9 protein-coding genes and 1 pseudogene are annotated in these 12,852 nt (G+C 34.1%); 3 read left to right on the forward strand and 7 right to left on the reverse strand.

The features are described from left to right. Nucleotides 1–38 precede the first annotated feature (38 nt). From AC1RPN_RS01180 to AC1RPN_RS01195, 4 genes are all read right to left on the reverse strand, one after another. Nucleotides 39–797: an ABC transporter permease gene (locus AC1RPN_RS01180; RefSeq protein WP_481760951.1), complete on the reverse strand. Its 759-nt coding sequence runs from the start codon at nucleotides 795–797 to the stop codon at nucleotides 39–41. Beyond that, nucleotides 790–1,446, reverse strand: coding sequence for an ABC transporter ATP-binding protein (locus AC1RPN_RS01185; RefSeq protein WP_481760950.1), 657 nt, complete (start codon nucleotides 1,444–1,446; stop codon nucleotides 790–792). Before AC1RPN_RS01185 ends, AC1RPN_RS01180 begins: the two co-directional genes overlap by 8 nt. 152 nt (nucleotides 1,447–1,598) lie before the next feature. Beyond that, nucleotides 1,599–1,946 (reverse strand): VOC family protein, encoded by a 348-nt coding sequence (locus tag AC1RPN_RS01190; protein ID WP_481760949.1) that lies wholly within the window; start codon nucleotides 1,944–1,946, stop codon nucleotides 1,599–1,601. Nucleotides 1,947–1,965: 19 nt separating this feature from the next. After that, on the reverse strand, nucleotides 1,966–3,291 hold the full coding sequence (locus tag AC1RPN_RS01195; protein WP_481760948.1) for an MATE family efflux transporter: 1,326 nt from the start codon (nucleotides 3,289–3,291) through the stop codon (nucleotides 1,966–1,968). 311 nt (nucleotides 3,292–3,602) lie between these two features. Here AC1RPN_RS01195 and AC1RPN_RS01200 point away from each other — a divergent pair, with 311 nt between their 5' ends. Continuing rightward, nucleotides 3,603–4,910 carry a sialate O-acetylesterase gene (locus AC1RPN_RS01200; RefSeq protein ID WP_481760947.1) on the forward strand — a complete coding sequence of 436 codons (1,308 nt, stop codon included), beginning with the start codon at nucleotides 3,603–3,605 and terminating at the stop codon, nucleotides 4,908–4,910. A gap of 62 nt (nucleotides 4,911–4,972) precedes the next feature. On the opposite strand, the gene treC is transcribed toward AC1RPN_RS01200, so the two are convergent. Further along, a complete protein-coding gene (gene treC / locus AC1RPN_RS01205) occupies nucleotides 4,973–6,619 on the reverse strand; it encodes an alpha,alpha-phosphotrehalase (protein WP_481760946.1) in 1,647 nt (548 codons plus the stop codon). Between the two features lie 17 nt (nucleotides 6,620–6,636). Continuing rightward, nucleotides 6,637–7,359 carry a trehalose operon repressor gene (treR, locus tag AC1RPN_RS01210; RefSeq protein ID WP_481760945.1) on the reverse strand — a complete coding sequence of 241 codons (723 nt, stop codon included), beginning with the start codon at nucleotides 7,357–7,359 and terminating at the stop codon, nucleotides 6,637–6,639. Nucleotides 7,360–7,554: 195 nt separating this feature from the next. Between treR and AC1RPN_RS01215 the strand changes: the two are divergent. After that, nucleotides 7,555–9,548 (forward strand): annotated as a pseudogene (locus tag AC1RPN_RS01215) (PTS sugar transporter subunit IIABC). 205 nt (nucleotides 9,549–9,753) lie between these two features. Next, on the forward strand, nucleotides 9,754–11,781 hold the full coding sequence (locus AC1RPN_RS01220; protein ID WP_481761140.1) for a copper-translocating P-type ATPase: 2,028 nt from the start codon (nucleotides 9,754–9,756) through the stop codon (nucleotides 11,779–11,781). A gap of 54 nt (nucleotides 11,782–11,835) precedes the next feature. On the opposite strand, the gene AC1RPN_RS01225 is transcribed toward AC1RPN_RS01220, so the two are convergent. Then, nucleotides 11,836–12,741: a proline-specific peptidase family protein gene (locus AC1RPN_RS01225; RefSeq protein WP_481760944.1), complete on the reverse strand. Its 906-nt coding sequence runs from the start codon at nucleotides 12,739–12,741 to the stop codon at nucleotides 11,836–11,838. Between the last annotated feature and the right edge of the window lie 111 nt (nucleotides 12,742–12,852).

Below are 12,852 nucleotides of genomic sequence, written 5' to 3' on the forward strand. Positions count from 1 at the left end.
CTTATACATATGGCTATTTTAGTTGATTGATATTTAATTTATCGTAGTTGCTTCTTATCATTAAAAAATTGTTTATATGAAAGATAACAAACACTAATTGATGAGATACTTGTTGCTGAAAGTAACATGAAAGTGACCATGATTTGGTATTTAATCGCAAAGACAGGATCAACACCGGCGAAGATTAACCCAGACATCATTCCAGGTAAACTAACGATACCAACCGTTTTAGCTGAATCAATAGTAGGCGACATCCCTGTTTTGATACTTTCACGGATAATAGGGTATGCTGCTTGTTTGAGATCTGCACCGAGTGCTAGTTTTTCTAAAATCTGTTGGCGTTGATCACGGAAATTACTGTTAAGGTTACGGTAACAAAGACCAATCGCAACCATTGAATTACTAGCAATCATACCAGTAATTGGAATAATTTGTGAAGGAATAAATTTAAGCGTTCCAGCTAGTAGTAAAAGGCCAAGTGTAACGGACGTACTACAAAAAATGGCAATGAACGAAATACGAAAACTATGTGGAATTCCTGCGCTTTTTTTATGTGCACTATACGCAGCGTTAAAGAAAACAATGAACATCATAACTAAAGTTAGAATAATATTATTAATATTAAAGACGTACTTTAAAATGTATCCGACGATGACTAATTGGATAATTGCACGAATGACACTATAAATAATATCTTTTGCTAGGCCTAATTTTTCTTTATATACAATTCCTAGTGAGACAAGTACTAATGAAAAAGCGAAAACGAGAGAAAGATTATTAACGGCTAAATTATGCATGTCTAACCTCCGTTATTTTTCCGGCCTCGATATTAATTAATTGATCAGCCAGTTTTATTTCATTATCATCATGAGTAACAGCGATAATAGTGATTTTATTTGAGTCATTTAAACGATTAATTAATGCGTGTATAATGTTTTTACTTTCTGAATCTAAAGCACTTGTGATTTCATCAAGCAGTAAGATTTTGGGTAAAAAGATTAAATTACGAATTAAGGCAACACGTTGCTTCTCGCCACCAGATAGTTCATTTATTGATTTCTGAAGATAACTGCTGGGTAAGCCTACGGATTCTAATTCAGAAATGGCACGAGATTCATCGAAGTCTTGCTTACGAACGATATAAGGAAACTCCAGATTGTCTTTAACGGTTTCGCCGAATAAAACGGGGGTTTGGAAGCAATAAGAAACAATCCGACGATATTCGATTGGGTCATAACTGTCAATTGATTTTTCATTGAACTTAATATCACCAGATGTTCTTGAAATTAAACCAGCGATTAATTTCAAAACGGTACTTTTACCGCTTCCAGATGGACCGGTGATTGTTAAAAAGTCTCCAGGGTTTACTTGAAAAGAGATGTGGTTCAAGATTGATTGGTTACTAAGTTCTAGTGAAATATCTTGTAAATCAATAATAGGTTGCATAGTAGGACCGCCTTTCTGATATAACTCATTTTCAGATTACCATGTTTAGCTGTGGGAATAAAGAAAAGTATTTTAGAGAATCTAAGCATATAGATTTAAAAACCTAATAGTAGTAAAAAAGCTAACATCGCTTAGATGTTAGCTTAGTAAATCTATTTCTGATAACTAATTAATTCGATTATATGCTGATCTGGATCTGAAATTGTAATCGATTGTGCATTTTTAACATCTTGCTTTTCAATCGGGCCAGAGATAATAGTCACAAAATAATTTTTCAAGTGATTTTCCATAGCGGTCATTGAATCACTAACGACGAAACTAAGTGTCATTGGAATAACATTAGTTGATGGCTCAAAAATAATTTTTTGATGGCCAAAATGAACAGTAGGTAACTCACTATTTTCAATCATAGTCATATCAAAAACTTCATGATAAAAACGTAAACTTCTTTGGACATCAGTTACGGGAATTGTGATTGCTTCAAAACGTTTAACTTTCATAAAATAAGAAACCTTCTTTTTATTGTTTTTTAATTTGTTTATTAAAGAAACTGAATAGGAATACAGTACTGATGACGACAATGATTAATTCTGTGACGGGTAAAGCAACCCAAACACCAGTTAAGTTGAAGAAGTGGGCAAAAATAAATAATAAGCCTAGTAGTAAGACATAACCGCGCAAGATAGCTAGAATAAGTGCATGTTTGGGTTCGCCAATCGCTGAGAAAAACATGCTAAACACAACATTAAGGGATGATCCAAATAAGCTTAAGAAGTAGATTGGAATGCCTATTTCAGCATAATGGATTAACTCTTGGTTGTTACTATTATTGAATAATGCAATAATAGGATCTTTTTCAAAGGTCAATGTAAGGTATAAAATTGTGCCAATAATAAAACTAACAATTAACCCAAAACGTAATATTTGCTTAACTTCTGGCCAATTCCGAATTCCAAATTCTCGACTGAGTAAAGGCTGAATTCCTTGGGCAACACCATTAAAAAGTGATAAAGCGACTAAGACGATGTTTGCGATAATTCCATAGGCTGCGACAGCTGTATTTCCCGCTAAACTTAAAATGACAAGGTTGAAAGCAAAAATGCTGACACCTGTACTCATTTCAGTTAGAAAGACAGGGAACCCGAATTGAACAACTTTTTTTATTGTCTTAAAGTGAATAGACGTTCGTTGGAGCGTTAAAAGACGTCCTTCCTTTTTACGATGGAAGGTTAATATAGCTAAAGCAACAATTGGAGAAACAGCAGTTGCCATTGCAGCACCACCCATACCAAGATGTAATGGGTACATAAAAATATAATCAAAAATGATATTGAATAAACTAGATACTAACATGGCAACCATCGATAAATGTGGATTATTATCGTTTCGAATGAAACTTAAAACGAGATAATTACAAGCAAAGAATGGTGCAGCTAGCAAAATATAAGTTAGGTATTCAGCAGCTAATTTGTAAGTTCCTGCGTTTGCACCTAAAAAATAGAGTAAAGGTTTCATGAATAAAAAGCCTAAGACTGAGAAAGCTAGGCCGAAAATAATCCCAACAATTAAAACCTGTGTGAAAATTTTTTGACTCGCTTTTTGATCCTTAATCTTTAAAATAGAAAATAAAGTTGCACCACCAATTCCGAGTAACAACCCGACGCCATTTAATAAATTAAAGAGGGGTAATACAATATTTAAAGCCGCTAAACCAGTTGTTCCAACCGCATTAGCAATGAAATATGTATCTGCCAGAAGATACACAGATAAACCTAAAGTACTTAAAACGTTCCGTGTGACGTAACCTGAAAGTTCACGACGGATAGAAACCGTTTGATTATTCATTTTGAGCTCCTTATCGGTACCTATTTTTTATAATCTTATAATAATGGACAATAAAAAATAGGTACCAACATCCTTCATTAAAAAATGGCCTCTTGGATGTGATAACTATTATTTTTGTAAAACCCGGCGATTTTACACTGTTTTGACTGTCTTTATTCTAGCAACTATTATTCAAAATAGCTAGGACAAACAACTAAATAATAGTCAAAGTAGCTGACTAATCCATTTGATAAAAAGTCGATAGAGGCTTATCTTATGTTATAATTGTAAAGGATACTTAATGGACAGCGACTAGAAAGAAGGGTTTAACAGTGGCAACAACATTGCGATTAGCACCACTATTTACTAATCATATGGTTATGCAACAAGATCAGACAACACGTTTTTTTGGTTATGCAGAACCCAATCAAGAAGTAACTGTAACGATTTCAATGGGCGGTAGCGAAGATACAATTGAAACAGGAATTGCTGATGATACAGGATACTTTTTAATTGAAAGTATCTCATTTTTAGCACCTACAATTGTGACCGTTCTAGTTAAATCAGGAACAGATAAAATAATTTTACGCGACGTACAATTTGGAGATGTATTCTTGATTGCTGGACAATCAAATGCTAACTTCAAAATGGCTAAAGATGATGAATTTGATCATAATAAAACAATGCCAATGATGAATTTACGTTTTATCAATATACCTGAAAAGCAATCAACAGAAGAAAATCCATGGCAAATTGTTGATGAAGAAAATATTGGTAACGTTACAGCATTAGGCTATTATATGGCTAAGAAGGTTCGTCAATATGATGAATACACACCAATTGGCCTTGTATTATGTGCTAAAAATGGGACTTCAGCTGCAAGTTGGGTATCAGAAAGTACACTAATAAATAACGAGACTTTAAAAGCAGCTTATGTTGATACTAAAATTCCAAGTTTAGAAGAATCCGATAATTTATACGATACGATGTTATCACAAGTGGGTCCTTACCGATTTAAATTGTTAACTTGGTATCAAGGTGAACGAGATGCAGGAATAGATACAAAACATTATGGGTTACTTTTGAAAAAATTAATCCGTGAATGGCGCAAAACGCTTAAACAAAATAAATTACCAACTTATATTATTCAGTTACCACAATATAATCATAAGATAGCTAATTCATGGGCTGAAATTCGCGATGCACAACAAAAGTTTGCAGCAACAGAAAATCGGGTTTACTTAGTTACAGCTATGGATGAAGATTCAGCTAACGAGATTCATCCAAGTAGTAAAAGACAATTAGGTTATCGTGTAATCGAATTATATTCTAATTTTGGTAAATTCGATGAAATGCAAACAAGTCCACAATTATCTGAAATTTCAGCTGATGTAAAACAAATGCGTCTTAACTTTTCAAATTGTGAACAACTTGAAACAACAAATGATATTGATTTAAAATGGATCATGCCAGGGGATGTTTTAAAACCTGCAGTGATTGATTTAGGTACAAATGATATCAAGATTCGATTAGAAGAAGAATCAATTGGCTTACAGTATGCATATGCAAATGTAACTTCTGCCGGCTTATGGAACGAAAACCATATTCCAGTTAGTCCTTTTAAAATCTACTTTGATTAATCTTAATAAGTTCTAAATAAAGCAGCCTTACAATTTAAAATTGCAAGGCTGCTTTATTTTAGTTAGTCAATCAAAAAGGCAACTGACTGATATGGAGCTAACGTCATAGCTGTTTCTAATTTGATATCGGTTGGATAATTATTGATGACAGTTGATATTTCCCCGGTAAATGCAGGTAAAGTAATCGTTGTCGTTGTACCATAGAAATTATTTAAAACAATTAAACGTTGATTTTTTAGTATTCTTTGGTAAGCAAAAACTTGAGTATCGTCCATTAAAAGAGGTTGATAATCACCAACAGAGACAATTGGCAGAGTCTTACGTAATTTAATTAGTTGTTGATAGTAATTAAATATTTCGCCGCGTACTAATTCATTTTGAACGTTGACGATAGACTGATTCATTGGCATCAACCATGGTTTTTCAGCTGAGAACCCTGCATACTCAGAGTTATTCCATTGCATGGGAGTACGACTATTATCACGAGATTTTGCTTGAATAATGTCTAAGGCTTCAGTTTCACTGAGTCCTTTCGCTAATAATGTTGGGTAAATGTTTTTGGTTTCAATATCATTATAATCAGATAAATGCTGATATTGAGGATCGCTCATCCCAATTTCTTCTCCCATATAAATAAAAGGCGTTCCACGTAATAAATGAATAGTTGTCGCTAGCATTTCGGCAGATTTTTCACGAAAATGGACGGGATCACCAAAACGATTAATAGCACGAGGCTGATCATGATTATTCCAAAATAAAGCGTTCCAACCATGACCAGCTGTCATACCTAATTGCCAATCATTTAGAATGTTTTTTAAACTCATAAAGTCAAAAGGCATCGTCGTCCATTTATTTCCATGGGTATAGTCAACTTTTAAATGGTGGAAGGTAAAGACCATTGATAACTCGTTGTTTTTGCCTAACGTGTATTCAATACAATTATCGATTGAAGTAGAAGACATTTCACCAACGGTCACAGCATCAGGGTCTTGACCAAAACTAGATTCGTTAAGTTCTTGTAGATATTGATGAACTATTTTTTTATCTGTATACATAAGTCTACTATCAGTACCATAAGGTGCATCAAGTAAATTGACATCTTTACCGATGACATTGATAACGTCGAATCGGAAACCTTTAACACCTTTGTTGCGCCAAAAATTAACAATCTTGGCCATTTCTTTTCGAACTGCTGGATTATGCCAATCTAAGTCTGCTTGAGTTGGGTCGTAGAGATGAAGGTAGTACTTACCCGTATTTCCGAAAGCTTCCCATGCAGGACCACCAAATTTAGAATCCCAATTAGTTGGAAGCGAGCTATCTGGTTTTGCTCCACGAATATAATAGTAAGCCATATATTTTGGATCACCTTTTAGCGCTTTTTGGAACCATTCATGTTCAGTTGATGTATGGTTAAAAACCATATCCATCATGACATCGATGCCTACAGATTTTAGCTTGGTAACAAGTTCATCAAAATCAGCCATAGTACCAAACTTAGGATCAATATGATAATAATCTGAGATATCATAGCCATTATCATTTTGTGGTGATATGAAAAAAGGATTAAACCAAATCATATCAATATTGAGTTGTTTTAAATAAGGTATTTTAGCGATAATCCCTTGTAAATCGCCCAGGCCATCATTGTTACTATCATAAAATGATTTTGGGTAAATTTGATAAATAATTTTATCTTCAAATGTCATCGTTATTCTCCTATTAGTTATATTTTCTTCGTCCGTCGTGCAAAATCAACAAAACTAAAACGATCTGAGCGGTGAATAGCTTCGGTAATCTGAAATAAACGACTATCTTGTAAATAGGTTTCACTTCTTATGACAACAACAGATTCTGTTTTTGGAATGTTTAATAATTTTTGGATAGTTGTATCTGCTGGTTCAACTGTAATTTTTTTAATAGCATAACTGATTTCTAAGCCTAATTTATTTTCAAAATAATCATAAAGCGAATTTTGGGCAACTGCTAAAGGTATCTCAGGTACGATATCTGAAAGTATGTAGTCACGATCAATAACACTGGGTTCATTTTTAACAAGTCGTAGACGTTCAATAAATGTCGCTTTATCGCCAACAACAGACTTAGGTGCAAAACTCTCTATAGGAATAGTTGTGACAAGTAACTGTCTAACTTGTGTTTCCGAATTCATTTGAAGAGACTTATTCAGTTCCTCATATGAAGTAATACCTGAGACGGGAAAAGCGAATCGTTGAATATCTAAAACAAGCGATCCTTTGCCTCGAATTTTTTGAATATAGCCATTGGTTAGTAAATTTTGGAGAGCCTTTCGAATTGTTTCGCGAGAAGTACCGTATAAATGGCTCAATTGAATTTCACTAGGTAGGAATGTTCCTGATGCGTAAATATTATGTGTGATTTTAGTGACAAGATCTTGATAAATACCTAAATGTTTATTTTGGTTCGTCATAATAGTCACCTCCAATGATAAGGTTATTTTAACATAAACATTCTAGTCTATACAAGTATATATAAATGTTAATTTAAAAGAAAAGAAAGCGTTGACATCCTGTATAGACAGGTTTATTATAAGGATAACTTGAAAACGCTTAATCGCTGTAAGCGAATCTAGTTAAATAAATTAAAAAAAATGGGGGAGAGAACAATGTCGATTTTTAAAAGAAAACAAAAGGTAAATGATGATAAGTTTTACGCACCAGCAACTGGGGAGTTAATTGATTTAGAAAATGTGAGCGATTCTGTTTTTGCTCAAAAATTAATGGGTGATGGCTTCGGATTTAAACCAACCGCAGGGGAAATTTATAGTCCAGTATCTGGAACTATAACATTGGTTGCATCAACAAAACATGCTATCGGATTCACGATGGATAATGGACTTGAAATTTTATTACACATGGGTGTTGATACGGTTGATTTAAAAGGTGCACCATTTGATATTAATATTAAAAAAGGTGCTCGTGTTCATGGTGGTGAATTACTTGGGACTATGGATTTAACACAAGTTTCTGAAGCACAATTAGACAATGTTTTAATGGTAGTAATTACAAATACACAAGATAAATTAGACAAATTAACATTATCGGAACCACAACCTTTTGAAGGTGGCACGGAAGTGGGATCTGGTACTGCAAAAGGGGAGGAATAGTTATGGCAAAAGATTACACACAATTAGCTACAGACATTATCAAACAAGTCGGTGGTAAAGAGAATATTAAGAGTTTAATCCATTGTATTACGCGGTTACGATTTTACTTAGTTGATGAAAGTAAAGCAGACGATGAAGTGATTAAAAATTTAACAGGTGTAATTGATGTTCGTCATGCTGTTGGACAATATCAAGTTGTTATTGGACCAGCTGTTACTGATGTCTATGATGCAGTTATTGCACAATTAGGAACATCATACGCAGGTGGCGAGGTCGATGCTGCCGATGATGCACCAGCTGAGGAAAAACCAACAACATTCCGTGGAAAATTGAATGCTGGATTTAATACTTTGATTGGTGTTATCACAGGTTCTATGATGCCAGTAATTGGATTATTGGCTGCTAGTGGTATTTTAAAAGGATTACTTCAAATGGCTGTCGATTTTCGTTGGACAGAAGCCACATCACAGACTTACATTTTCTTATCAGCCATGGGAGATTCAGCATTCTATTTCTTACCTATTATTGTTGGATTCACAGCTGCACAGAAGTTAAAATCTGATCCAATTATTATGGCTATTGTTGGTGGTGTCTTGGTATATCCTTCACTTTTTGGTATTGCAACAGGAACAAAAGTGTTTGGACAACTTTTGGGGATGTCATTAAATACTAACTTATTTGGGATTCCAATTCATATGGTTAACTATACTTACAGTATTTTCCCAATTATTGCTGGAGCATGGTTAGCACATTATGTTGAAAAAGGACTCAAAAAAGTTATTCCACAAGTTTTACGAATGATTTTTGTACCATTGTTAGAAGTTATGATCGTTTCGGCCGCTATTATCATTATTGTTGGACCTATTATTACGTTAATTAGTACAGGTATTTCTATTATTTTAAACACAATTTTAACAGCAAACTACCCAATTGCAGGTTTTGTTATTGGTGGATTATATCAATGTTTAGTTATCTTTGGTTTACATTGGGCAGTTGTTCCTTTAATCGCAAACGATATTGCTTCAAAAGGCTACAGCTACTTAAATGCAATTGTTTCAATTACAATGGTAGCTCAAGGTGCTGCTGTAATGGCAGTTATGATTAAATCAAAAATGGCTAACATTAAAGAATTATCTGGTGGTGCAGTTATTGCAGCATTCAGTGGTATTACAGAACCAGCTATTTATGGGATTACCTTAAAATATGGGCGTGTCTTCTTAGCAGCTAATATTGGTGGTGCAGTTGGTGGATTAGTAGCCGGACTATTAAACGTTAATATGTACGGATTTACTGGTTCATTAATCGGATTCCCTTCATTCTTTACACCTTTAAAGTTTGGTGGAGGAATGAGTAACGAAATTAACTTTTGGATTGCATCAATTGTTACAATAATCGTAGCATTTGGTTGTACTTGGGTCTTTGGATTTAAAGATTCCGATGTACTTGCTGAAAAAGAAGTTAACCGTCGTAAAACAATTGGTAAAGATGCATAGAATTGTAAATTAACTAAAATGTTTATGTGATTATATAAAAATGTCAAAGGGATATTTATCTCTTTGACATTTTTTTTGTAACAGATAAATTATTTGACTATCTAAGTTTACAAGTGTAAACTAAAAATATAAATTAATGGAGGCGGTATAAATGGATCACAAAGATATGAAAGAAATGGATCACATGAATATGAATCATAAGGATATGAAAAATATGGACCACATGAGTATGGATCACATGGATATGGAAGGAATGGACCACGATCAAATGAACATGGGTGGGCACATGATGCATATGGGAAATCTAAAATTGAAATTCTGGATTTCTTTAGTTTTAGCAATTCCTATTGTTTTAATGACACCTATGATGGGGATTAACTTACCCTTACAGTTTACTTTCCCTGGATCTGATTGGGTTGTAGCACTTATTGGTACTGGATTATTTTTCTATGGCGGTAAAACATTTTTAGATAGTGCAAAGATGGAGCTTGCAGATAAAAAGCCAGCAATGATGACCTTAATCGCAATGGGTATTAGTGTGGCATACTTGTATAGCTTATATGCTGTTGTGATGAATAATCTTGTAGATCCAAGTCATCATGTTATGGATTTCTTCTGGGAGTTAGCAACGTTAATTGTCATTATGTTGTTAGGTCATTGGATTGAAATGAACGCTGTTATGTCAGCAGGAGATGCTGTTCAAAAATTAGCACAACTCTTACCTAAACAAGCACATATCGTTAGAGAAAATAAAAAAATTGAAGATGTTGATTTAACAAATGTTCATGTTGGAGATATTCTGTTAGTTAAAGGAAATGAAACGATTCCAGCTGATGGAACAATTATTTCTGGTAAAACAAGCGTCGATGAAGCTATGATAACTGGTGAATCGAAACAAGTTGAAAAAGTAGTAGATGATGAAGTCGTTGGTGGATCAGTTAATGGTAATGGAGAAATCCAAATGACTGTAACGGGAACTGGTGAAACAGGTTACTTAGCTCAAGTTGTTAAATTAGTCACAAAAGCGCAGTCAGAAAAATCAGATACGGAAACGTTAGCTGATAAAGTTGCGGGATATTTATTTTATGCTGCCATGACTGTTGGTATTTTAGCATTCATTGTATGGTTAATTACAGGGACATTTAGTCAGGCATTATCAATTCTTGTAACTGTTCTAGTGATTGCTTGTCCACATGCTTTAGGTTTAGCCATTCCATTAGTTGTTGCGAGAAGTACTTCTTTATCAGCTAAAAATGGCTTATTAATCAAAAATAGAAATGCGCTAGAAGTTGCACACACAATTGACACATTACTTGTTGATAAAACAGGAACTTTAACTGAAGGTCATTTCGTGGTAACCGGATATAAAACATTTACTGATCAGTTTTCTGAATCAGAAATTATCGGATTGATGGCGTCGTTAGAACGTGGATCGACACATCCTTTGGGTAAAGGAATCATTCAAAAAGCAGAAGATTTAAAAATTGAGATTCCAACTGCAAGTGAAACACAACAAATTAATGGTGTTGGATTAGAAGGACATATTAACGATGATGCATTCAAAATTGTTTCTGAAGCTTATGTTAATAAACAACAGTTATTAACGGATGAAATGGCTTCTGACAACGAAGGAGATTCAATTAGTTATTTAATTCAAAATGAAAAAGTGATTGGGTATGTTGCTCAAGGGGATCAAATTAAACCAGAATCATTTGGTTTAGTCGAAAAATTAGAAAAAATGAATATCAAAGTGATTATGTTAACTGGTGATAATCAACAAGCTGCTGATAAAGTTGGTGCAAAACTAGGTATTGTAGATGTTCGTGCTAACTTAATGCCTGAAGATAAGGCTAAAATTGTTAGTCAGTTAGAGGGCGAAGGACATAACGTTATCATGGTTGGTGACGGTATTAATGATGCGCCTAGTTTAGCAAGTGCAACAATAGGGATGGCAATTGGTTCAGGTACGGATGTTGCTGTCGACTCTGCAGACGTTATATTAGTTAAAAGTAATCCGATGGATATCATAAAATTTTTGAAATTAAGTCGAAACACAAGATTGAAAATGATTCAAAATCTTTGGTGGGGTGCAGGTTATAATATTATTGCATTACCATTGGCTGCCGGCGTTTTAGCACCAATTGGCTTTATTTTAAGTCCATTAGTGGGTGCAGTTGTGATGTCGTTAAGTACAATTGTTGTTGCAATTAATGCAATGATGTTACACGATTAAGAGATAAAAAAATACCACCGTTGATAGTAGTTATCAATGGTGGTATTTTTTAATTTAATCTTTAAAATTGTCGTTTTCAACATCTGATAAGAAGGTACTTAAATGATCAAAGTAAACAGGAGCGTTATCGATCATATGATGATGACCACCCTCAGGAGTTGTTTCAAGACGAGCATGTGGAATTGTTTCTGACATTCTTTTAGCTGTTGCTAAAGGCATTGTTTCATGTTCGCCAAATGTGATTAATGTTGGGACAGTAATATTTTTAATGCGGTCACGAGTAGACCAGTCTTTTAATTTACCAGTCACAACGAATTCATTGTTACCTTGGAAGTAATTATAAACGGGTTCAGCCATTGTGCTTACTAAATGAGAAATTTGGGCTGGCTTTTTACGATCAACATAGCCGTCATTTAAAATATCGACATAACCTTGGTAACGGTCATTATCAAGATCGTTATTTTTTTCACATTCTTGCATGTAGGCAAGCGCATCAGCATCCAATTCTTTAGCACGAATAGCATTAACGTTTGCTAAATATTCGTTAATATCATCAGTCATACTTGAGATAATAGCACCTTTTAAATGGTCACCATATTTTAAGGCGTATTCTTGAACAAGAGCACCACCCCATGATTGACCAATTAGGTAGAAGTTATCTAAACCTAATTTAATACGGACTTCTTCAACTTCATCAATGAAGTAATCAATATTAAGAAATTTATCAACATTTTCTTGTTTAGTAAAATCTGGTTGATCAGAATACCATGAACCGAGTTGGTCATACATTGAAACCTGAACGCCAAGAGGTGCTAATTTTTCAGCAAAATTTTCGTAATATTCATGTGTACCACCAGGCCCACCATGTAGACAAAGTAGTTGGATATCACCTTGTCCTTCAGTATGAGTCCAGAGATGATAACCATTATCTAACGTAATAATTTTCGTTCCGTATGCCATATTAATCCACCTAATTTCTTAAGAATAGATTAATCATAGCACTTTTATGATTATTTACCAGAATGAAAGTGAGGATGGTATTTTTTTAAGAGTGTTAGTTGCATATTTTAG

Source organism: Dellaglioa sp. CoH-57-MRSF-20, from assembly GCF_056781955.1.

Excerpts from the sequence above, each read along its gene's own strand:
- AC1RPN_RS01220 (WP_481761140.1), top strand. The coding sequence starts at position 9,754 with ATGAAAAATATGGACCACATGAGTATGGATCACATGGATATGGAAGGA.
- AC1RPN_RS01225 (WP_481760944.1), bottom strand. The coding sequence starts at position 12,741 with ATGGCATACGGAACGAAAATTATTACGTTAGATAATGGTTATCATCTC.
- AC1RPN_RS01190 (WP_481760949.1), bottom strand. The coding sequence starts at position 1,946 with ATGAAAGTTAAACGTTTTGAAGCAATCACAATTCCCGTAACTGATGTC.
- AC1RPN_RS01180 (WP_481760951.1), bottom strand. The coding sequence starts at position 797 with ATGCATAATTTAGCCGTTAATAATCTTTCTCTCGTTTTCGCTTTTTCA.
- treC (WP_481760946.1), bottom strand. The coding sequence starts at position 6,619 with ATGACATTTGAAGATAAAATTATTTATCAAATTTACCCAAAATCATTT.
- AC1RPN_RS01185 (WP_481760950.1), bottom strand. The coding sequence starts at position 1,446 with ATGCAACCTATTATTGATTTACAAGATATTTCACTAGAACTTAGTAAC.
- treR (WP_481760945.1), bottom strand. The coding sequence starts at position 7,359 with ATGACGAACCAAAATAAACATTTAGGTATTTATCAAGATCTTGTCACT.
- AC1RPN_RS01195 (WP_481760948.1), bottom strand. The coding sequence starts at position 3,291 with ATGAATAATCAAACGGTTTCTATCCGTCGTGAACTTTCAGGTTACGTC.